The sequence below is a fragment of the Shewanella sp. SP1S1-7 genome, assembly GCF_031932105.1.
Lineage (GTDB): Bacteria > Pseudomonadota > Gammaproteobacteria > Enterobacterales > Shewanellaceae > Shewanella > Shewanella baltica.
Map to the genome: position 1 here is coordinate 16,192 of NZ_JAUOEU010000006.1, position 23,135 is coordinate 39,326.

A 23,135-nucleotide genomic window follows, 5' to 3' on the forward strand; every position below is an offset into this window, starting at 1 on the left:
GGGCTGCTCCTAATACCGTCATATCAAACCATCGGCGTTACATTGAAGCGCTAACATATCGCAAAGCAGCACTTGAGCCGCAGTCCACACTTCATCAAAATGGGCCATAACAGGTGTTAAGGTTAACCAGAGAATAAACAATCCGCCAATCATAGTGATCGGAAAACCAATAGAGAAAATATTTAATTGCGGCGCGGCGCGGGTCATCACACCGAAGGACAAGTTCACTAATAACAAGGCAATAATCGCGGATATCGACATAGTTAATGCCGCACCAAACATATACGAGCCCCAATCTGCTAAAGCACGGTAGCTAGTGAGGGTTAATCCTTGATTAGAAATGGGTAGGGTCTCAAAACTCGCCACCAACATACGGATCATCAACAGATGGCCATCTACGGCTAAGAAGATTAATGTCGCCAATAATAGAAAAAAGTTACCAATAACGGGTGTTTGCTGACCCGAACCAGGATCAACCATAGAAGCAAACCCGAGACTGGTTTGCATACCAATAATCTGGCCGGTTAATACGAAAACTTGCATCACCATTTGAGTCACAAACCCCATGGCAACACCAATAATGATTTGCTGCGCAGTAATAAATACTGCACTGAGTGAAAATAGATCGGCATTTTGAACAGGAGGAAGGACTGGTGCTATCGCAAAGGTAATCGCCATGGCTAATAGTAAGCGCACACGAGTTGGAGTGGTTGCGGCCCCAAATACCACCATCACCATTAACATGCTAGCAACCCGAAACAGTGGCCACATATAAGCGGCAATGGTCTGCATTAACGTATCGAGCAGCAGCTCCATTGGATTAGCCTATTACTTGCGGGATGCGATTAACCATCTCGACAAAAAAGTCCATTAGGGTTTCAACTAACCAATGTCCCATGAACATCAAACCGAAAAGTGTCACTAACAATCGCGGTAGAAAACTTAAAGTTTGCTCGTTAATCGAAGTCGCGGCTTGAAACACGGCGACAATCAAACCAATACCCAGCCCAGGTAATACAATTGCAGACACCATCATGACAATAACAGCGAGAGCCTCACGAAAAATATCAATTAGCGCCTCTGGACTCATTTGCATATTCTCCCTTGGCTACCCGAAACTATTCGCTAATGTCCCTAGGACTAAGCTCCAACCATCGACGAGCACAAACAGCATGATCTTAAATGGTAGCGACACTATCATAGGGGATAACATCATCATACCCATGGCCATTAAGATACTGGCCACCACTAGATCTAACACTAAAAACGGCACGAACAACATAAAACCAATTTGAAAAGCTGTTTTTAGCTCGCTGGTAATAAAGGCGGGTATCAGCACGCTCATCGGGGCTTCTTCGGGCGACTTAATGTTTTTGTAGCCTGAAATTTCGATAAAAGTTTTTAAGTCTGTGGTCCTAACTTGACCTAACATAAAGCTTCTTATTGGTTCTTTACCTTTTTCGAACGCTTGCTGCAGGGTTAACTGCTCCTCAATGTAAGGCTTAACCCCTTCGTCATAAATCCGGTCAAATACCGGCGCCATAATAAAAAAGGTCATGAATAAACTCATGCCAATTAATACTTGATTGGAAGGTGTTTGTTGTAAGCCAATAGCTTGACGTAATATAGACAGAACAATGATGATCCGCGTGAAAGAGGTCAACATGATGAGCATCGCAGGTAAAAAACTCAGCGATGTCATCAGCAGTAAAATCTGCATTGTGACTGAGTATTCTGTGGAGCCGTCTGGTCCTGTTGTTACAGTCACTGCAGGCAAAACACCATCAGCGGCCCATGCCGACGGCATGCATAACAGAATAACTAAGCCAACTAACGCGAGGATACGTGTTGTCATTGTTTTAATTTCGCCTGACGTAGCCGACTCGCAAAGGAATCAGACTCTATATGAATAGGTTCAACTAACTTATCAATCAAACTCACCTGCTGCGAGCTAACGCCAAGTAAATATTGCTGCTCCCCCACCTGCACTAAGACTAAACGCTCTTTCTGACCGAGCGAAGTCACGGCTATGGTTTTTAAAACACCGTTGGTCGTAGGAACTAAATTGAACCGTCTTAATAAATAAGCTAACGCAAAAATTAAGAGTAAAACCAGAATTAAGCCACCTAACATACTCGCTAGGGTTGCGACTTGGGAAGGTTCAGCCATTTTTGCGGCCGAAGATGTCACAGCTGTTACGCCTTGAGTACTATCGCCTACAAGACTCTCAGTTTTTGCTTGAGATACTGCAGCTAAACTGAGTATTACCGATATGGTCATTCTGGTTCCAACTTTCGTTGATGAGACAATTATTTAAGCTTTTTAATTCGCTCGGTTTGACTGATCACATCGGTTAAACGAATACCGAATTTATCGTTTACAACCACAACCTCACCATGCGCAATCAGCGTACCGTTAACCATCACATCTAAAGGTTCACCCGCAACTCTGTCGAGCTCAACCACAGAACCTTGGTTTAACTGCAACAAGTTACGAATACTGATATAGCTACGGCCCACTTCCATAGAGATAGTGACGGGGATATCTAAAATAGTGTCTAATTTCGCCGCTTCTGCTTTAGAGATAGGTCTCGAATCATCAACTAATTCATCGAGCTCAATCGCGTTAGCTTCTTCTAAAGCTTGTTCTGCCATTGCTGCAGCCCAATCATCCGTATCGTCTGTGCTCATCTTACTTCACCTTATAATTCTGATATATCGCGAGATTTACCCTTGCGCGTCACTAATTGTAGCTCGGATTTAACGGTTTCTGGCCGAGGGATCTTTTCATATATTTTAAGTGCTAGGTTATCTCTAGAACGGCCCATTTTACAACGATATGTCGGTAAATCCTCGATTTTCATCATAATATATTCCGGTAACTCAATCGGAATAATATCGCCCGCTTTAAAATTCATCACATCTTTGAGCGTTAATTCATGTTCCACAATGTTGGCATCGAACCCGACCTTCACATCCATGATTTCATCATGCAATGCCTGCGACCAACGCATGTCAGTATCTTGCTTATCACTTTGAACACCCGCATCGAGCAACTCGCGAATCGGCTCAATCATGGAATACGGCATAGTGATATGGAAATCACCGCCACCACCATCAACTTCAATATGGAATGAGTTAATCACGACAACTTCAGTAGGACTGACAATGTTGGCCATGGCAGGATTGACTTCTGAGTCCAAATAATCGAACTCCACATCCATCACCGGTGCCCACGCATCTTTATAATCTTCAAAAATTATTTTAAGCAATAGCTGTACGATACGTCTCTCAGTAGGCGTAAATTCCCGCCCTTCGATCTTGGCATGGAAACGGCCATCTCCCCCAAAGAAGTTATCCACTAGGATGAACACCAATCTGGCTTCCATTGTGATCAATGCTGTACCTTTGAGCGGACTAAAACGTACCATATTCAGACTAGTAGGAACGAATAGCGTATGTACATACTCTCCAAACTTGAGCATCTGTACACCGTTGATCGACACTTCAGCAGCGCGACGCATCATATTAAACATACTGATCCGCAAATGACGTGCAAAACGCTCATTCACAATTTCCAGCGTCGGCATACGCCCACGAACAATGCGATCTTGGGAAGAGAAATCGTAGGAACGCGCATCATGACCAGCGGAATCAATTTCGTCATCATCATCGACGTCATCAACCCCGTGCAAGAGTGCATCAATCTCGTCTTGGCTTAATAAATCACTCACTATATTGCCTTCGCCTCTTTAGATTACTTACCCACTATCAGTAAAGGGTTATTGCATCACAAAACCAGTAAACAGCACTTTCTCGACAACTTTACGGCCAGTGACCGACTGCAGGGTATTTTGCACGCTTAAGAGTGCTAACTGGCGTAATTCATCTTTACCCGCTTGCGTACTGAGTTTTTGCACATCTGCGCCACTGAAAGTCGTTAAAAGCGCATCTTCAATCAGCGGAATGTGTTTTTGTGTCAGCACATCATCATCTGTGCCACGTACCATTAACTGTACTTTAATCTCAACTAAACGAGCGCGATCAGGGCCAGGCAGGTTAAACAAAAAAGGACGTGGCATAGGCACATAGGATGCGGTAGTCAGCGCACCACTTTCAGCAGGAGTTTCTGTTTGTACGGCTCCGTCAGTTGACGTCGTGGCGTCCTCAGAACTACTACCAAGGAAAAACCATAGGGCACCGGCAATAAGCAGTGCAACTAAAACCCCCACTCCAATAAAAATAAAGAGCTTTTTTTTACTTTTGGGAGCTTCGGTGTTCTCAAGTTCTAACGATTCTTCCTTAGCCATTCACTATTCTCTTTAATTTAGGCAGAAACTCTTACGTTTTATTAATATGAAAACGTAACTATATAAGTCATCGCTATAGGTTACCTACTTAAGCGTAATAATCTATACCTGAATTTACACTAGAAGCTTGATTTAAACCTAAATGTAGCTCTTCTGCCGAGATTTCATCCACATCAGCCCCACTTGAACCGCCACCGTCGCCAAAACTTCCCTCTCGACGTTCACCTTGGCCACCTTGAGACACATGGCTATCCGCTAATTGCATCCCTTGCTCCTGCAGTAACTCGCGTAATCTTGGCATAGCTTGTTCAACTAAATCACGCGTCTGTGTCTGAGTGACATGGAACTGTACTTGGGTCTGATCGCCATGCACTTGAATTTTTACCAGCATATGTCCAAGCTCAGGGGGATCGAGCCTAATTTCAGCATGTTGAATACCTTGACTCACCATAGTGATCAACTGTTGCTTCATCACAGGTGAAAACCGTTGGATCATCTCTTGCATTTGGTTTTGTTGTTCGACACCTTGGCGTAATGACAACTGAACTTGCATCGTTTCCTGACGATTGACTTGTAGTGGCGTCGATGACTGAGCTAAAGCAGAAAATGACTTAATGTCAGTCGTTGATACCTTGTCTTCATCCCCCATAATGAATGGCTTAGCGTCTCTTTGAGCATCGAGTGTCACACTGTACTTCGCATCCTTTAGCAAAGTACCCGCATCCATTGCTACTTTTGAAACATCAACATTGATCTCGGTATCAGTCATTGCGCTATCCTTCGGATCAACTGCGTTACCTAAGATATTCTGTGTATCCAGTGTTGTAACTATAGGCTGAACTTCTACTTTGCTAACCGCAATATCGACATTAGCATTTCGGCTTACTTGCTGGGGTATCGTAATCTCAACATTGCGAACTGTTGGTTTATTACTCTCTACAGAAACAGTATCAGCATCGACCTCGTCCGTGCTAGAAGTATCAATCAGCTTGGAGCTTGCCAAGTCCAATGTATCAACTATTTCATCAGCGATTAAAGATGTTGCAGACATTTCATTCTTAGTAGTCGATGGCGCTAGGGTTTCAGACCGCAAAGTTTGACTCGCAGGGCTAAACTTCAACATTGATTCATCTACGTCGTCAGAAGTTCGCAGTGCCTCAGAATTAAGATCCAACCTTGCTCCCTGCAGTTCAGCGTTTACACTCGCAACTTGATTCGCATATTTATCAGTTGAAAATGATTTATCGTCTTTAAGTTCAGTCACATCAGCGTCTTTCAATATCACGCTTTCTAAAATTTTTGATGGTGCTGTTTCTGCTGCATTTTCAAGCTCTGATAAGTCTAAACTTTCAGATATTTTACTGTTCGGCGAAATGACTTGTGCCTTGAGAGAGGCGGAATGTGATTCAAGGCTTTTATCCATAGACGACTGTGATTTTAATGCCTCTACCGCCTCATCAAGTAAAACTTTCTTCCCCTGTATTGCTTCAACAGATAATTCGTCGGCTGCGTCTTTGTCAGCCCGTATATTTTCAATTGGCAATGCCTCTACTGATATTTTAGTCGCTAACAATCTTTCTTTGGGTAATACCTCTACTGATACTTTATCCGTAGACACATTATTAGTGCTATCAGTCTCATCTGATGACGCAGTATTTAGTTGAAACTGGTCAGTTAACTTTTTGAGTTCTGAGGAAAATGAAATGTCAGTATCTAACATCTTTTGTAAGCCCGATAGCTCGCCATTTGAGGACTTGCTATTACTTTTCTCAGTTGCCAGGTTAACTTCACTTGACGTTAAAATATCAGCCTTACCTTGCGCTGAGCCTGAGATGTCGACAACTGGAAGCTCAGTGTTCATCGCTTTCATTGATGCTTGTATACCCGTCAACTCAACGGTACTGAGAGCATCGCTTTCCAACAAAGTATCACCAGACTCATTATTGTCCTCTTGGGAAGAGCCAAACGGCAAACTCTCTCCCTCTGATGCCGTTTTCTTCATGTCATTTGCCATACTGATCTGGGCGAAGATAAGATTAACGTCAGCGTCATCCGTTGATATGTCTTTATCTTTTACTTTATCAGTAGAGGCGATCTGCACTTTATCGTCAGTATTCGCGACAGCCTTTTTAGGCGCGGAAATAGAAAATGAGCTAGCGGAGACAGACGCAAGTGTAGATGAAAAGTCTTCATTATTAGACTCTTGGGAAGATGTCTTAGCGGAATTGGCCGCAGAGTTGCCTGTTTTACTCAACAGGATATTGGTCATTTGTTGCATAAGTGCTCCCAAACATCACCCAGCAGAAAAAGAAAATGGCTAGGTAGAAACGTCAATTAAACACTGCGGTTGCAGGGTCATGGACTAAATCAAAGCAAATAAGATGCCAAAACTTCAGTTTTTACTGCGGCATATTGAAAAGAATAAAACTCAGGGAAAAAAGTCGAACAAATGTTCTGCACCATAAGCGGCAACAGAAAACTGAACTCATAGAGGTTAGTGAATGGCAAAGATACCGATCATTTAACGCACCATTACACTAACGCTGATGACGGCGATAAAACTGCTGAGAAGCAAATTCATCGGTCATTTTCTGCTCCCGTTTTTGTTCAACAACTTGGCGCTTCTTCTCTTTACTCGCTAAGAGTAATTCCACAGCCTTACGTTTTTTTTGTTTTTCCAACCAATGCTGTTGTCGATATTCTTTTTGTTTTTCACCGTCGGCTACAACGCGATTTTGCTGAGTAATAGCGTCATCAATCTGACGAATAAAGCGATGAAACTGGTGATAGTGACTGGCACTAATGGCTTGGCCTTGCTGGGATTGCATTTGCTTCATGTATTCTAAGCGATAATTATTCAGCGCACTGAGTTGATTCAGCCGTTTTTGACACTCTAATTGCGCCGACTTTAACAATAATGCCGCTTGTTCTTCGGCATCATTGGCGAGCTTTAACACTAACAACAAGGGATCGGCGTTAGCCATACTAGACCTCGATTAATTCGATGACGCCATTATTTGCACTGTGCGGCAAGTTGCCCGAGCATGACTTGGCTATCGGCAAAACTGAATGCATCACGCATGGTTTGGCGTAAAAAAGCATTCATCGCCGGCTGTAATCGTATCGCATTATCGATTCGAGGATCGCTGCCTTGGGCATAAGCGCCAATGGAAATCAAATCACGATTTTGCTGATACAAGGAATAGGTTTGTTTCACGCGGCGCATCGCTTCCAAGTGTTCATTGGAGATCACCATAGGTGCTACCCGGCTAATAGAGGCTTCAATATCAATGGCGGGATAATGCCCAGAGTCCGCAAGCGAACGTGACAAGACTATGTGACCATCGAGGATCGCCCGCGATGCATCGGCAATGGGATCCTGTTGATCGTCTCCTTCCGTCAACACAGTATAAAATGCCGTAATTGAACCTTGCCCAGGGCCACCGTTGCCGGCGCGCTCAACTAAACGCGGCAGCTTGGCAAACACTGAAGGCGGATAGCCTTTGGTGGCAGGCGGCTCACCCACAGCCAAAGCAATTTCACGCTGCGCTTGGGCGTAGCGCGTTAAACTATCCATTAATAACAAGACGTTATAGCCTAAATCGCGGAAATATTCGGCAATACGAGTCGAGGTTTCACAGGCGCGCAGGCGCATCAGCGGCGAGGTATCTGCAGGCGCGGCAACAACAACAGAGCGCGCTCGACCTTTTTCACCAAGAATCTCTTCAATAAACTCTTTTACTTCACGACCACGCTCGCCCACCAGCCCAACCACAATAATGTCGGCAGTGGTGCCGCGGGTCATCATACCTAAGAGCACACTCTTACCCACACCTGAGCCAGCAAACAAGCCCATACGTTGGCCTTTGCCCACTGTCAGCATGGCATTAATGGCGCGCACACCGACGTCCAGCGGCTCGGTAATAGCACGGCGAGATAATGGATTAATGGCAGCGCTATGTCTTGGCGCTTGTTGATCTGTCTGCAACGCACCTAAACCATCTAAAGGCACACCGTTGCCATCGAGCACGCGTCCTAACAGGGACAAGCCGACATTGAGTCCAGTTTGTTCCCCTAAAGGCACCACCCGGGCACCGGGTAATACTCCACGTAATTCTTCGATAGGCATTAAATACAGGAGTTCGCCATCAAAGCCGACGACTTCTGCAATTAACTCGCCCGCCATGGTTTCGATGGAACATAAGCTGCCCACTGGCGCACGGCAACCGCTCGCCTCTAAGGTTAAGCCAACAACACGCACGAGTTGACCACTGGCCACAGCTCGAAATGGCGGCACTTTTTCCTGATGGTGATTCAGCCTATTCAGCAGTTGGTGTTGGCGATTTTGCATCTGTTCCGGCATCCGATTGGGTATCTAAGTGCTCACCTGTGTTTGAGGTAGATTGCATGTCCTCAGTGTCTTGGTTAACCGTATCGACAGCTTGGTCATCAGGCGTTTGATCATCAAGCTCAGACTCAAGCGCCACAGCCACTTGTTTGGCAGTATCTTCAGCTTCAATCGTCTCTTGCAGTTGATGCTGTTTATCACTCAAATGCGCATGTTGATTTCGTAATGACTCAAACACAGTATCGATGCGCGATGAAAGCGTTAAATCCACTAAAGAGCGATGACTGCTCAGAATGCAATCGCCTGCACTTAACGTCGGATCGACTTCAAGTTCCCATTTACTGCGGGTCAGCTGGGCGGTGGAATAAAGTTGTTCGACAAGGATCACATCGTCAGGATGCAGCCGAATAGTCACCGCTTGCTCCTTAATGGGTAGCGACTCTATGCCTAAGCGTAATGCCGAAAGCACTTGTTCTGGATGGGTTTTTAATTCGTGGCCTATGACAGATTTAGCTAATGTCATACTCAAGTTCAGTAGGGAGAGCTCAATATCGCCATCGAGTAATTGCAATGGCTTTTCAAATTGCGTTAATAAGGCTTCAAACCGCGAAAGTAAAACTTTGGCTTGAGCTAAACCGGTTTCTAATCCTTGCTCATGCCCTTGGGCGAGCCCTTCGGTATGGCCTTGCTCTAAGCCTTCTAAGCGACCTTTTTCTAGCCCTTGCTCGTAACCTTGTTGTTTACCTTCGGCAAACCCTTCTTCTTCAGCTTGGGCGCGAATGTCTTCAATCTCGGCCATCGTCGGCGGAGAAACACTCTCAACCGTCGTCGGCTTAGCGGCTTGATGATTCGAATGGCCGAACAAATTCGAGATAGAATCGTCATCGGCTTCAGTCACATCTGGCAGTGCCCAGTGACTAAACTCAATATCACCGTCGCTCAAGACCTTATTTGACGGTTTATTGTCGCTCGGATTAGAGGAACTCATCGCCACCACCGCCGCCTAACATAATTTCGCCGCTGTCACTTAAGCGACGGGCAATAGACAGGATTTCTTTTTGGGCGACTTCCACTTCACTGATACGGATTGGGCCCATGGCCTCAAGATCGTCACGCAGCAATTCAGCGGCACGTTTTGACATGTTGCCCAAGATTTTTTCTTTCAGCTGATCATCTGTGCCTTTGAGCGCCTTCATCAGTACATCTTGCTGCACTTCACGGAGCAGTGCTTGAATACCACGGTCATCAACATCAATTAAGTTTTCAAACACGAACATCAAGTCTTGGATTTGCTGCGCCATTTCTTCGTCAGACTCGCGCATAGTTTCCATCAACTGACTTTCGATACCCGTATCTAAATAGTTCATGATGTTGGCAGCCGCTTTTAGGCCGCCCATTTTCGCGGCCTGTGCGCCACCTTGACCAGCAAACTGTTTCTCCATGATGTCGTTCAGCTCTTGCAGTGCAGCGGGCTGTACTTCTTCAAGATTCGCAATCCGCATCATCAAGTCTAAGCGAGTATTTTCAGGGAATTGACCAAAAATTTCCGCCGCCTGATCGGGTTCTAAATAGGACAACACGATCGTTTGGATCTGAGGATGTTCGTTTTGAATAATGGTCGCTACTTGGCGTGCATCCATCCATTTCAACGAATCCAAACCTTTAGCACCGCTGCCCATGATAATCTGTTCAATCAGATTACCTGCTTTATCTTCACCCAGCGCGGCGGTTAAGGCTTTACGAACGAACTCTTCGCTGTTGAAACCAATAGAAGAATACTTTTGTATGTCATCGAGAAACAGCTTATGTACCCCAATGACTTTTTCTTGACCAAACTCATCCATTGCCGCCATCGCCATACCCACTTTTTGCACTTGCTTCGGCTCTAAGTGTTTTAAAATGGATGCAGCATCGGCCTCACTCAAACTGAGGAGTAAGATCGCGGTCTTTTCGACACCGCTAATGTCTTTAATGTTAAAGGCAGGTGGGGCCGCTGGAGCCACTTCTTTCGTTTTATTCTCAGCCATTGTCTTGTAACCAGTTTTTCACGACTTGAGTAGAGAGCTCAGGCTCATTAGCCACGAGCGCACGGATAGCTTTAATCATATCATCATCTTTGTGCAAATTAGGGATATGAATTGAACCATCATCGGCATAACTGTATTCCGCCTCTTGTGTATTGAGCATCCCTAGCGTATCTGCCGCGTACTGGTCCTCAATTTCGGCCAGTTCGTTACCCAATCTGCCATCCTCAGGCATATTCACACTGTCAGGATAGATTAAGCGTTTCAGCATAGGACGTACCACAGCTAAAATCAGTACCAGAATCACTAGCGCACCAATACCGAGCTTAATCGCACGCCAGAACCAAGGTTGTTCCCACAGTTCTAGTGCAGGCAAGTCTTCAACCAATTGATCCATAAAGGGAACAGTTACCACTTCTAACACATCACCCCGTTGCGAGCTAAAACCTACCGCACCTTCGAGTAAACGACGGATATTGGTCAGCTCTTGTTCAGTACGGGCAACACGCGCCACTTGACCATTTTCTCCGGCAGCACCGGGTTTAAAGTCCACCGCAACCGACACACTAATGCGGCGAACGGCGCCAACTTGCTGACGGGTATGGCTAATGGTGGTATCTAACTCAAAATTACGGGTTGCTTCACGGTGAGAATTACCTGCAGTGGCAGACTCGGTCGCTTTAGTCGCATCTTGCGGAATGTTCGATTCCATTGGCGGTTGATTCGATAGCGCCCCAGGGATCCCACCTGAAGATCCGCCAGTGGTATTATTTTCAACGGTCATTTCGCTGCGTAAAGACGGTAAATCGGGGTTATAACGCTTAGAGGTTTGCTCGACCGCAGTAAAGTCCATGCTGACATCGACTTGAGAGGTGAAATTATCAGGACCTAAGATAGGTACCAAAATCGATTCAATCTTAGTGCGATACTCGGCTTCTTTTTGCTGTACTAATTCAAGCTCGCGACGGGCTGTCGCAGACGCGCCATCTTGGCTGCCTGAGTTTAATAAACGGCCGTTAGAGTCGGTCACAGTCACCCGTGATGGCTCTAAACCTTGAACAGCAGAGGCAACGATATCGACGATAGCGTCGACTTCACCTTGGCCTAAACCGCCACGGCGGGTATTGATAACCACAGTCGCACTTGGTTTTGAGGCATTGCGGGCAAAGACGTTTTCTTTAGGTAACGCGAGGATCACTTTGGCGCGGCTAACACTTTGTAGTTGCTCAATTGCACGGGCAAGGTTTTCTTCTTGGCTGTGCTTAAGACGGGCTTGCTCCATACGTTGGCTAACACCAAAGCCGCTGTCTTGATTCAAGAAATCTTGACTGGCCGCAGGGCTGTCAACGCCTGCGCGGCTCAGCATCATTTTCACTTCTTGATATTTATCTTCGGGGACTTTAATCACGTCCACGTCGATTTGATACTTAACTTTATTTTTATCAAGCACATCTAATACTTGAACCATTTCCTGAGTTTCCATTTTACCCAATGGACGATACTCAGGCTCCTGTGCCCACAGCATGACAAATACGGCTAAGGCCAAACAAATCGCCAAGGCTAAAATCATAGTTACTTGACGCATCATATCGACACCGCCAAGGTTTCCCATCATTCCTGACTTATGTTCTTGCTGGACACCTTGGTCAGCTAAGTCGGAATTGGATCCGACAATCATTTCTGTGCTCACGATTCGTACCTGCTAATTGGGTTATTCACTGGCCTAGACAGGCATGCTCATTATTTCTTTATAGGCTTCGACAAGCTTATTACGCACTTGTACCGTTGCCTCGAAGGCGACGCTGGCTTTCTCACGGGCGATAACAGTATCTGACAACGAGACCGTAGTATCTCCCATTTCTAAGCGCGTCGCGAGGTTTGATGATGTTGACTGTAAACCGCTGACATTGCCGACGGCTTGCGAGAGTAACTGACCGAAGTCCGCACCACTGGTGTTATTAACTTGCTGCATGATATTTGGCTGAACGCCAAAAGACGGCGTAATTTCGCCTTGGAGTTTCTGCATTTCTTGCAGGAATGAATTTGCGCCTATTTGCATGCTGAGCTCCCAGTCGTCGAGTTCTTGACGATCAAAATACCTATAACGGGACAATGCAAAATAACGGCCAAGTTTTCAAATGGTCGTGATTGATAATAAATTGACGGGATAAGAAGACGTTAAAACTAAGGATTCTGGATAAAATAGGTCACTTTTGCGGTGGTATATTTTAATAAACGCAGCCTCACAATCAATATGGAGGCTGCAAGATTATCATTTGAATTTAAAGACTAATTTGGCAGTTGAATGCCCATATCACGCATTCTTGCCATCTTGTATCTTAAGGTTCGGGCGCTTATCCCCAGTTTTTCAGCGACCAGTTTGCGGCTTCCTTGGCATTGATTAAGGGTTTCTAAAATAATCACATGCTCCTGCGCTTTAAGCTCTTCGCCTAAACCGTCTGGCTCGGCAACAAATTGATCTAGGTCTTCGCCGCCTAAAATCACATCCTGCGCATCGATAATAATGTCATTAGCGGTGATCACTTGACCGGCTCTTAATATCAAAGCCCTCTGGATCACATTATCGAGTTCACGTACATTCCCCGGCCAGCGATGACTCAATAAACGTCGACGTGCATTTTCATCCAACTCAGGCACATCGGCGACATTCAATGCCTTGGCATGCTTAACCAGTAAATGACGCGCAAGGGGCAGAATATCCGCAGGACGTTGACTTAATGCGGGCCAAGCTAAGGGGAACACGTTGATTCGATAGTAGAGATCTTCCCTAAAGCCACCGGCGGCTACCACGGCTTTTAAGTCGCGATTGGATGTGGCAAGCACGCGCACATCGAGCTTAATGGTTTTACGGCCGCCTAAACGCTCAACTTCACGCTCTTGCAATACCCGCAATAACTTAGCTTGTAGGCCTAAATCCATCTCAGAGATTTCATCTAGCAGCAAAGTGCCACCTTGAGCCTGCTCAAATTTCCCTGGACACGCTTGATAGGCGCCAGTAAATGCGCCTTTTTCATAACCAAAAAGGGTGGCTTCGAGCATATTCTCAGGAATCGCTGCACAGTTAATGGCCACAAAAGCTTGATCCGCACGGCTACTGTGCTGATGAATATAGCGGGCCAAGACTTCTTTACCCGAGCCGCTAGGACCTAAGATCATGACCGAAGCATCGGATGCAGCAACCCGCTGAGCCAGTGCTAATAAAGCTAAACTCTTCTCATCGGCAACTACTGGCTGATCCACATTTTGTTTTAACGGCAAATAGCGGGAAACTTGATTGAGCAAGACTTCTGGCGCAAAAGGTTTCGCTAAGTAATCGACAGCGCCCAATTTAATGGCATCCACCGCACTACCAATCGTGGCATAAGCTGTCATCAACAATACTGGCAACTTAGGATGATGTTGCTGTAGGAAGTTTAATAATCCTAACCCACCAATGCCTTGCATCTGCACATCACTAATGACTAAATCAAATTGATGTTGTTTCAAGGCTAAGATAGCGTCTTCACCGGAGGCAACATCAATGCACTCATACTGAGCCAACATTAAGGTATCCAACAAGGCTTCACGCAATGAGGCATCATCTTCAACGAGCAATAACTTTGCTTCAGACATGGGTAATCTCCAAAGGTAATATCACCGCAGATTTAGCCCGTGGGAAGACTAAAGACACAGTGCAACCTTTATTCGGTAAGCAACTTAATTGCAGTTGTCCTCCATGATTACGCACCACAGATTGCACAACCGCTAACCCGAGCCCAGTTCCCTGCGACTTAGTCGTAAAGAAAGGTTCAAGTACCTTCTGCTGCATATTGGCATCTAAACCTTTGCCATTGTCGATGACATTTAGTAGTAACTGATCGCCCTCTTCTTTCGCCTGAATACGAATCTCAGTGGCGCCAGCTTCGATACTGTTCATCACTAAATTGTTGATTGCCGAGCTTAATGCATTTGAATTGGCTAACATCGAACTGCTTGATGCATCATCAAATGACAAGTCACAACCTTGCTTCGCCGCTATCGGCTCACAATTTGCTAATACATTGTCGATAACCTCAGCAAGCGTAATCAAATCTCCCAGTTCATCCTGACGGCCTTTCGCCATCAATAGCATGTCGTTAACCTGACGCTCCAGTTCATTGAGTCTATCAACAAGCTTTTGCTGGAATTTCGCTTTAGCGGCATCGGATAACTTAGGACTTGCAAGATTAGAGGCATATAGCAAAGCGGCAGATAAAGGCGTGCGCACTTGATGTGCCAAGGTCGCAACCATTTTACCCAGTGCAGATAAGCGTTGTAGATGGGATAGATTTTTCTGTAATAATCGAGTTTCAGTCAGATCAGTTAACACAATTAATTGACCAGGCTCTGGCGTCAGTGGCGTAATTGCTAACTTAACGCGGCGGCCATTACGCAGTGACACTTCGTGGCCATCATCATCCTGTGGCGCAAAGGCACTGTGGATCACATCAATCCAGCGAACGCCACACAAGGAGCGCTCAAGTAATTCAACTGCAACCGGATTGGCATCCGTGACTATACCGTCGCCATTGATAATCACCACGCCGGATGGCATAGCCTGTAAAATATGCTCCATTCGATTGGACATATTAGCGGCCTCACGCAGTTGGTTCCATTGTTTGCTAGTGTGCTTGAATGACTCAATTTGCGCTAGTGGGTTGGCTGACATAGTCACTCCGTCAAAAAATTGCTTATGACGGAGTGACTGCAGTATCTATGCCAAATTAGAAATTAAACTTTAGAGGTTAAAAAGACTTATATTACAATAAAATAGAAAACTAATCTTTTGTCATTCCGTACTTACGCATTTTTTCTACAAGCGTTGTACGACGTATTCCAAGCATTTCAGCAGCGCGAGCAACAACGTTATCTTGCAGCTCTAGCGCCTGACGTATCATGTCGATTTCCAGTTCTGCTAACAAATCCTTAAGGTTCACACCTTCAGGCGGCAGCTCACTTGGGAAACGCGTCTCAGGAATTTCAACCGGCTCTTCATCACTAAAGATAGAAGCCAATGCATCACGTTCTTGCTGCTCTTCGCTCATCTCTACACAATATTCGGGCACATCGATATGGCGATACTTAACGGGTAAATCGTTAACATCAACCAATCCACCCGGATATAAAATGGTGAGGCGTTCGACTAAATTAGACAGCTCACGCACGTTACCCGACCAAGCATGCTCTTTTAAAGACTCAATCGCACGCTGCGTAAAGCGCACCTTGCCACGGCCTTCGTTGTAGACTCGGCTCACCAACTCTTGTAATAGCAAAGGCACATCGTCCTTGCGATCACACAACGCGGGCATTTCGATCGGGAATACGTTTAGGCGGTAATAGAGATCCTCGCGGAACTCATTCACGCTGATCATGGTTTCTAAATCTCTATGTGTCGCTGCTACAACGCGCACATCGGCGTTGATGGTCTTAGTGCCGCCAACACGCTCAAATACCCGTTCTTGCAGTACACGAAGCAATTTAACTTGCATCTGCAATGGCATATCACCAATTTCATCGAGAAATAGTGTGCCGCCTTCAGCCAATTCGAAACGGCCTTTACGAGAGGATATTGCCCCAGTAAATGATCCCTTCTCATGGCCAAAAAGTTCACTCTCTAACAACTCTGGTGGTATAGCACCACAGTTCACTGGGATAAAAGGGCCATCACGGCGCTCAGACAAATAATGGATATTACGGGCGACCACTTCTTTACCTGTACCCGATTGACCCAGTACAAGCACGGTTGCCTCAGATGTCGCTACTTGATTAATCAAATGCCTAACATTAGCAATACCATCGCTGCGCCCCACCAAGCTTCGGAATAACTTAGTTTGATTCGCACTTGTGGGTACTTGAGGACGCTTAACTTGGCCAAATACTTGGCAGAAGTGTAATAATTCAGTGAGTTGAGGATAGGTTAAAGGTTCCTCAATATTTCCTAGAATGTTAGACACTTGCAGATCGTCAACGTTGCCAAGCAACAGCATAGGTTGCCATGGATGTTGACCCGCGATGTTTTTAAGCATCTCTGCATCCATAACATCAGTTAGGATAACTAAAGCTCTAAAACGGGTATCTTGGAGGCTAGCACTTAATTTTTCGGCGTCAATTTGTGCAATTTGCTCACCTAAAAAATCAAAAATGCAACACAGGCGATTTAATCGCTCTGATGGGGGGCCGATAAGTAAAATTCGTTGATCTGTTTGCATCATTCAGTAGGCCGTAAAGCTCTAATATGTATTAATTCGCATTAATTATTTATGATTAGTTGCTGTAAAAGCTTAACAAATTCAATGTAACAATCTGTGCCACCATCACTACTGTAATGAATATTGTATTATCAGCAGACGAGAAGCAAGCCTCAGATGAGGTTTATGCCAAACTGAATTGATTTTAGTTCATTTATGCCATGATTCTAGTTAAAAACGTCAAACATTTGACTTTAAGCCAAAAAAAAGACGCAACCAGTGCGTCTATTTTTAATCACCAAATAAGATATTAACCCGCTTCAGAATGCGCAGAAATATTATGTTTATCTGCAGGAATCGCATCCCAGCCTTCTTTGATGGTACGTAAAACCTCACATACATCATCAATCGCTTTCACATCATTATTGATGTTAGCTTCAGAAATTTTACGCAACATGAAATCATAAAGATCGCTCAGATTTCTTGCTATCTGCCCACCAGCATCCATATCTAAGCTATTGTTTAAACCAGTAATAATCCCAATGGCTTTGCCAATATACATACCTTTATTAGACAGATCATTTTGTTCAATCGCAAGACGACTCTGCGCTAGACGTTGTAGTGCTCCCGCGAACATAAGCTGAATAATACGATGTGGTGAAGCAACGGTAATTTCACTTTCTAATGAAACCTTACGGTATGATTGCAGCGAACCTCTCATAAACACCTACCTATTTGAATCTATAGTCTTATAAACACTAATCTGGCGTTTATTTTTACTACCTGCATGTAATAATGCTTGCCTATCAGCCATTACAACACTTGCTTTACTCGTGTACTCTTGAGTAAGGTCAAGTTGACGTTGAAGATACTCAACATCTGTCATATTCGCATCAGCCACTAATACATCGAGTAAAAGTTGACGCTCTCCAACCAGTACTTGCAAATTCGACACCAACTCATCAGTTTGAGGTTCTTCAGCAGGGATCTGAGTCAATTTATTTAAGATTTCACTCAAGATAGCATTAAGCTTATTAAGTTGTTGCACTGACAACTCCCTTACTCATTAAAGTTTATTATCCTTTCTTAACCGCACCAGGAAGTGAATTAATACGATCAATGAGGCCACTACTCTGTTGATTAAGTTTGCCAACTACAAGATCCATCGCATTAAATTGCTTAGTTAAACGCGCTGTTAACTGATCCATTTTAAGCTTAAAGGCTTCTCTTTGATCTGTGATTTGGCTTTGCTGATTGGTATATCCGGTTTGACGAGAGTCAATTAGTCCACGTGACTTAACATAGCTGTCAGCAAGATCATAAAAACGATTGGCAAGCCCTTTATCGGGCGTTGAAAATAACGCCTCAACACTAGACATATCCTCTGAAAGCACTTTATCAAGTTTAGTATCATCAATAGATAACTTACCATATCTATCTGTTTTAATGCCTATGTCATATAAGGCAATCGAATTACCACCATCAGTGTCAATTCGCTCACTCGAAATACTGCGTAATTGTGATTCTATCGAGCGAATCATAGAGTCGCCCTGTAATGCAGCAGCTGTTTTTTTCTCTTTATCATAGGATGACATTTTATCAACTGCAGTTGCTAAACTATTGTAAGCATCGACAAAAGCTTTCACATTTGTCTTTACCGCATCGTCATCTTGTTCAATTTTTAACGTAGTCGTTTTAGAAACATCAGCATCAGTTAAATTTAACGTCACACCTGTAATGGCATTCTTTACCTCATTAGATTGTGAGGTAACTTGCTGATTATCTATATAAACAATTGCATTTTTAGCATCTTGAAGCGTGGAAATATTTCCCGCACCAAACATATCATTTAGTCCAGTTCCAGACGTGTCATTAGCTGTAATACTGATTTGATTGTCTTCACCCGACTTATTAGAGCTAAAAATCAATCGACTGCCAGCATCACTGGTAATAACAGTTGCTGTTACACCTACATTATCTGATGACTCATTAACTTTTTTAGCAATAGCCGCAAGTGAGTCGGTAGCAGAAACATCAACAGAAAAGCTCTTACCATTAATGCCAAAATCTAAACTTCCTTCACCAACTGGCAGTGCAGGATCTGCAACATTGGTTCCTGCAACTTTATGGTTTACCGCAAGTTGCTCAACTTTAATACCATAGCTACCAGCCTGAGCTGTCTTGTCCGCAGTAGCAGTTATATAAGTTTCATTACTAACAGAGATTTTCCGTTGATTAAGAGCATCGCCTGTTTGTAGTTTTTTTAAGGCATCTTGAAACGTAGACAACGCACTCTTTAAAGTTCCCATAGCAGAAACCTTTGCTTTAATGCTGTCCTCTGTTTTATTAAACATCGCTTCTTTCGGTGTTTTTTCAGCATCGACTAGAACTTGCACAATTTCACTAATTTTAAGGCCAGAACCCATGCCTGTCGCAGTTAATGCCATATAAACCTCTCACTCTTCAACGATTACTACAAGTAATGTATATCTAGGCCTCTGTTTTCATCAAAAGCCCAGTGACTTCAGATAATTTCTCAGCTAGAGCTAATGCTTCTTCACTTGGCATTTGCCTAATAACATCACCAGTATCTCGGTCGAGTACAGTAACAACAGCTTGCCCTGAATTTTCATCAACTTTAAATGCTAAGCCCTTACGCATCATAGACATCATATCAGACAACTCTGTGGCAACCTGAGTCAACTTACTCGGATTCTGTTCATTATCAGTCGCATCTTGTTCTACGGTTTGTTCAATAGCCGACACCGCAGTATCCCGCTTTAACTCCACATCTGAAGCAGATGCTTTTAGCGGCACTTGAGCTAATTCAACCTTATTGTGAACCATAGAAGATGAACTTGCTATATTGATATCCATAGCCATACCTCAGCAAATTAAGTAATTGTTTTAATAAGACTTAACAAAACAAATACACTATAAAGCTTGATTAACCTTTTAATGTGGCAAAGGGAGATCCGTCGCCGAACCTCCCTTATCACTTATCAACTTTACTACTTTATATTACAGTAGTGATAAGGCCACTTGAGGTAATTGGTTAGCTTGTGCCAACATTGCAGAACCCGTTTGTTGTAACACTTGATTCTTAGTCATTTGCGATGTTTCTTTCGCAAAGTCAACATCAACGATACGGCTCTTAGCATCGGCAACGTTTGCTTGTGTATTTGCGCTGTTGCTAATGTTATGTGCTAAACGGTTTTGAATAGCACCCAAATCAGCGCGTTGTGCGTCAATAGTCTTAATCGCTGCATCAATTTTTGCTAATGAAGATGCACGGTTAGCTGAAGTAGCATTCGTTAATGAACCAACTGATAATGACGTTTTATTACTCGCTTTTACAGTAACTTTAATGTCTTCACCGTCTTGTGCGCCCACTTGGAAACTCTTACCAGCTGAAAACCCACCTGCTAATAGCTTAGTAGTACCAAAAGCAGTTGTTTTACCAATCTCATCGATTTCAGTCGCCAACTGATCCATTTCTTTTTTAAGAGCATCTAAATCGGCAGAACTGTTTGCACCGTTTTCAGACTGAACCGTCAAATCACGCATGCGTTGTAGCATGTTAGTTTGTTCTTGCATCGCACCTTCAGAAATTTGGGCGATTGAAATTGCATCGTTGGCGTTGCGCATACCAACATCCAAACCACGCACTTGGCTGTTTAGACGGTTCGAAATTGCTAAACCTGCAGCGTCGTCTTTTGCGCTGTTAATACGTAGACCACTGGATAAACGTTCCATTGAAGTGGCCAAACCGCCTGCAGATGTGTTTAAATTCTTTTGAGCTTTTAATGATGTGACGTTTGTGTTTACTGTAATGGCCATGATTCGTTTCCTCTTTATACCTGGCTTGTGAACTTGCCTGTCTACTTAAGCCAGGCGGGTCTTAGTGGTTACAGTATATTTAACGGCAGCACCTTTTTTATCTTTAGGATTATTTTAAAAAAATAATAACTTTTTAAAATAATCTTTTTTTTCATATAAATAACCATCTCTAATAAAAGCTTTGCCTACTTTCCTAGAAGATTCTAGAACAAGTAGGCAAAAGCACTTCAATACCATTTCACATTAATGGCATTAACCAAGGAGAGATAGTGCAACTTGAGGTAACTGGTTAGCTTGGGCAAGCATTGCAGAACCCGTTTGTTGTAATACTTGATTCTTAGTCATTTGTGAGGTTTCCTTCGCAAAATCAACATCCACGATACGACTCTTAGCGTCAGCAACGTTTGCCTGAGTATTTGCGCTATTACTAATGTTATGCGCTAAACGGTTTTGAACAGCACCCAAATCTGCACGTTGCGCATCAATAGTTTTAATTGCGGCATCAATTTTAGCCAAGGATGAGGCTCGATTAGCAGATGTTGCGTTCGTTAAACTTGCTACAGACAATGAAGTTTTATTACTCGCTTTTACAGTAACTTTAATATCTTCACCATCTTGAGAGCCTACTTGGAATGTTTTGCCTGCTGAAAAAGAGCCAGTTAACAGTTTCGTGGTACCAAAAGCAGTCGCTTTACCAATTTCATCAATTTCTGTCGCCAGCTGATCCATCTCAGCTTTCAACGCTGTTAAGTCCGCTGAACTGTTTGCACCATTTTCAGACTGAATCGTCAAATCACGCATACGTTGTAACATGTTCGTTTGTTCTTGCATCGCACCTTCGGCGATTTGAGCAATTGAAATCGCATCATTTGCATTTCGCATCCCCACTTCTAGACCGCGTACTTGGCTGTTCAAGCGGTTAGAAATAGCTAGACCCGCAGCGTCGTCTTTAGCGCTGTTAATGCGCAAACCACTTGATAGACGTTCCATCGAGGTCGCTAAACCGCTACTAGAAGTATTTAAATTCTTTTGTGCCTTCATCGAAGTCACGTTGGTATTAACTGTAATAGCCATGTTGAGTTCCTCTTCCTAGTTATACCGCCAAGGCTTGGAGCTTGGCTAAATTTTTAACAATTTATCTTACAGATGGATAGGTACTTGCTTTCTGTTAAATAAAGTCGAACAGGGAAACAGAACCCACCTTACTAAACACGTTAGAGACTGCGTTCAATGCAAGCTGCTGCTTTTCAAATTCCGTAATCGCTGATGCATAATCGAGATCTTCCAAGAGTGATAGTGCTGAAGTGTTCACCACTTTCTCCTCGGTATGAGTCTCTGTGTAACTTTCGACAACTTTCAGATTATTCCCCGCCACACTTCTGGCAGAACTAATTTGATTGACGCCACTATCAACGTTATTCAATATCTGTGCCAACTGCGCTCGCCCTTGGGGAGTGTTGGCAGAATTAGGATCTTCAATTAATGCAATCGCACTGCTGATCGTATCGAAAATACTGACTTCGGCCTGCGGCTCCATGGTGAAACTATCGCCAGCGCTGGGTTTTCCATCAATTTTAACGTCTATACCATTAAAACTAACGGGATTGGTTGCATCAAAATTAGCAACGTTTGCGACGGGATTATTGGCAGAATCGAGCACTTGTAAGTTAGTACCACCGGCACCATTATCAGTGAAGTTAAACGTATATGAATCAGCCACATAAGTTGCTGCATCAGCAATTTTTGCCGTTTTAACGCTAAACTCACCCTGCTGGCTGGCCAAATAATTGACGCTATAATCACCAAGTCCATTGGGGGCTTTCATAAACGCGCTATCGCCAGGGATGTTTGTCCCCATGGCCACACCGGTTTGCACTAAACTATTTCTGACGCCAGAATCACCGCTATACACAATTTTAGGCGGCGTCGAGTTATCAAAAGCAAAAGGTTCTTTATCGGTACTGAAACCGGAGAACATATAATTGCCAGATTCATCCTTACTATTCGCAATAGAAAGCAACTCTTCCAAGCTGCCTTTCATCTCATCGGCAATCATTTGCCGCTCAGTTTCAGATAGTGTGCCGTTTATCGCGCGCATAACTTGCTCACGCATCGAGCCGGTTAAATCTTCAGCACTACCGAGTTTGCTTTCAGTCACAGCAAGACGATTCGTCGCATAATCTATGTTCTTCATAAACTGATCGACGAGTGCATTTTTTTGATTCAGATTATCGATACCCTGCGACGCCACAGGATCGTCACCAGCAGTGTTGACTTTCTTACCACTACTCAATTGGTCAAGAATTTTGCTGGTCGCCGTTTGCTTTTGCAGCACACTGGTAATGCTTTGATTAAAGAGCTGCGCGGATGATAATCGCATAGTTAAA

Annotated in this window: 24 protein-coding genes; all 24 read right to left on the reverse strand. The window is 44.1% G+C overall.

Annotated elements, in window-relative coordinates:
- Positions 1-18 precede the first annotated feature (18 nt).
- Entirely contained in the window at positions 19-816 is a 798-nt protein-coding gene (gene fliR / locus Q4Q49_RS06760; protein ID WP_220590726.1) for a flagellar biosynthetic protein FliR, read from the reverse strand.
- A gap of 4 nt (positions 817-820) precedes the next feature.
- Entirely contained in the window at positions 821-1,090 is a 270-nt protein-coding gene (fliQ, locus tag Q4Q49_RS06765) for a flagellar biosynthesis protein FliQ (protein ID WP_006082394.1), read from the reverse strand.
- A gap of 18 nt (positions 1,091-1,108) precedes the next feature.
- Positions 1,109-1,855, reverse strand: a complete 747-nt coding sequence (gene fliP, locus Q4Q49_RS06770; protein ID WP_063884844.1) for a flagellar type III secretion system pore protein FliP — start codon at positions 1,853-1,855, stop codon at positions 1,109-1,111.
- Positions 1,852-2,280, reverse strand: a complete 429-nt coding sequence (gene fliO, locus Q4Q49_RS06775; protein ID WP_063884843.1) for a flagellar biosynthetic protein FliO — start codon at positions 2,278-2,280, stop codon at positions 1,852-1,854. The genes fliP and fliO overlap by 4 nt, the downstream gene beginning before the upstream one ends.
- A gap of 29 nt (positions 2,281-2,309) precedes the next feature.
- Positions 2,310-2,690, reverse strand: a complete 381-nt coding sequence (fliN, locus tag Q4Q49_RS06780; protein WP_028761182.1) for a flagellar motor switch protein FliN — start codon at positions 2,688-2,690, stop codon at positions 2,310-2,312.
- Positions 2,691-2,701: 11 nt separating this feature from the next.
- Positions 2,702-3,733, reverse strand: a complete 1,032-nt coding sequence (gene fliM / locus Q4Q49_RS06785) for a flagellar motor switch protein FliM (RefSeq protein ID WP_063884842.1) — start codon at positions 3,731-3,733, stop codon at positions 2,702-2,704.
- Positions 3,734-3,781: 48 nt separating this feature from the next.
- Positions 3,782-4,309: a flagellar basal body-associated protein FliL gene (gene fliL, locus Q4Q49_RS06790; RefSeq protein ID WP_063884841.1), complete on the reverse strand. Its 528-nt coding sequence runs from the start codon at positions 4,307-4,309 to the stop codon at positions 3,782-3,784.
- 88 nt (positions 4,310-4,397) lie between these two features.
- The gene (locus tag Q4Q49_RS06795) at positions 4,398-6,587 is read right to left on the reverse strand and encodes a flagellar hook-length control protein FliK (protein ID WP_311998968.1); all 2,190 of its coding nucleotides are present in this window, start codon (positions 6,585-6,587) and stop codon (positions 4,398-4,400) included.
- A gap of 259 nt (positions 6,588-6,846) precedes the next feature.
- A complete protein-coding gene (fliJ, locus tag Q4Q49_RS06800; protein ID WP_006082402.1) occupies positions 6,847-7,293 on the reverse strand; it encodes a flagellar export protein FliJ in 447 nt (148 codons plus the stop codon).
- Positions 7,294-7,322: 29 nt separating this feature from the next.
- Positions 7,323-8,660 carry a flagellar protein export ATPase FliI gene (gene fliI, locus Q4Q49_RS06805; protein ID WP_311990102.1) on the reverse strand — a complete coding sequence of 446 codons (1,338 nt, stop codon included), beginning with the start codon at positions 8,658-8,660 and terminating at the stop codon, positions 7,323-7,325.
- Positions 8,629-9,645 (reverse strand): flagellar assembly protein FliH, encoded by a 1,017-nt coding sequence (gene fliH, locus Q4Q49_RS06810; protein ID WP_012197384.1) that lies wholly within the window; start codon positions 9,643-9,645, stop codon positions 8,629-8,631. Before fliH ends, fliI begins: the two co-directional genes overlap by 32 nt.
- Entirely contained in the window at positions 9,632-10,684 is a 1,053-nt protein-coding gene (gene fliG, locus Q4Q49_RS06815) for a flagellar motor switch protein FliG (protein ID WP_006082405.1), read from the reverse strand. Before fliG ends, fliH begins: the two co-directional genes overlap by 14 nt.
- On the reverse strand, positions 10,677-12,359 hold the full coding sequence (gene fliF, locus Q4Q49_RS06820; RefSeq protein WP_006082406.1) for a flagellar basal-body MS-ring/collar protein FliF: 1,683 nt from the start codon (positions 12,357-12,359) through the stop codon (positions 10,677-10,679). Before fliF ends, fliG begins: the two co-directional genes overlap by 8 nt.
- 45 nt (positions 12,360-12,404) lie before the next feature.
- Complete coding sequence (fliE, locus tag Q4Q49_RS06825) at positions 12,405-12,740, reverse strand: flagellar hook-basal body complex protein FliE (protein WP_011847306.1); 336 nt, start codon at positions 12,738-12,740, stop codon at positions 12,405-12,407.
- Between the two features lie 230 nt (positions 12,741-12,970).
- The gene (locus Q4Q49_RS06830) at positions 12,971-14,314 is read right to left on the reverse strand and encodes a sigma-54 dependent transcriptional regulator (protein WP_011847307.1); all 1,344 of its coding nucleotides are present in this window, start codon (positions 14,312-14,314) and stop codon (positions 12,971-12,973) included.
- Entirely contained in the window at positions 14,307-15,389 is a 1,083-nt protein-coding gene (locus tag Q4Q49_RS06835) for a PAS domain-containing sensor histidine kinase (protein ID WP_012089707.1), read from the reverse strand. Before Q4Q49_RS06835 ends, Q4Q49_RS06830 begins: the two co-directional genes overlap by 8 nt.
- Before the next feature lie 109 nt (positions 15,390-15,498).
- Positions 15,499-16,932, reverse strand: coding sequence for a sigma-54 dependent transcriptional regulator (locus Q4Q49_RS06840; RefSeq protein WP_311998969.1), 1,434 nt, complete (start codon positions 16,930-16,932; stop codon positions 15,499-15,501).
- Between the two features lie 286 nt (positions 16,933-17,218).
- Positions 17,219-17,629 carry a flagellar export chaperone FliS gene (gene fliS / locus Q4Q49_RS06845; RefSeq protein ID WP_006082411.1) on the reverse strand — a complete coding sequence of 137 codons (411 nt, stop codon included), beginning with the start codon at positions 17,627-17,629 and terminating at the stop codon, positions 17,219-17,221.
- Positions 17,630-17,635: 6 nt separating this feature from the next.
- The gene (locus tag Q4Q49_RS06850; protein ID WP_311988496.1) at positions 17,636-17,956 is read right to left on the reverse strand and encodes a flagella biosynthesis chaperone for FliD, FliT; all 321 of its coding nucleotides are present in this window, start codon (positions 17,954-17,956) and stop codon (positions 17,636-17,638) included.
- A gap of 28 nt (positions 17,957-17,984) precedes the next feature.
- Positions 17,985-19,355 (reverse strand): flagellar filament capping protein FliD, encoded by a 1,371-nt coding sequence (fliD, locus tag Q4Q49_RS06855; protein ID WP_311988497.1) that lies wholly within the window; start codon positions 19,353-19,355, stop codon positions 17,985-17,987.
- Positions 19,356-19,398: 43 nt separating this feature from the next.
- A complete protein-coding gene (locus Q4Q49_RS06860) occupies positions 19,399-19,785 on the reverse strand; it encodes a flagellar protein FlaG (protein ID WP_311890007.1) in 387 nt (128 codons plus the stop codon).
- A gap of 144 nt (positions 19,786-19,929) precedes the next feature.
- Positions 19,930-20,748 carry a flagellin gene (locus tag Q4Q49_RS06865; protein WP_311890008.1) on the reverse strand — a complete coding sequence of 273 codons (819 nt, stop codon included), beginning with the start codon at positions 20,746-20,748 and terminating at the stop codon, positions 19,930-19,932.
- 252 nt (positions 20,749-21,000) lie between these two features.
- Complete coding sequence (locus Q4Q49_RS06870; RefSeq protein WP_311890010.1) at positions 21,001-21,822, reverse strand: flagellin; 822 nt, start codon at positions 21,820-21,822, stop codon at positions 21,001-21,003.
- 94 nt (positions 21,823-21,916) lie between these two features.
- A complete protein-coding gene (gene flgL, locus Q4Q49_RS06875) occupies positions 21,917-23,128 on the reverse strand; it encodes a flagellar hook-associated protein FlgL (RefSeq protein ID WP_311998970.1) in 1,212 nt (403 codons plus the stop codon).
- Positions 23,129-23,135: the final 7 nt, after the last annotated feature.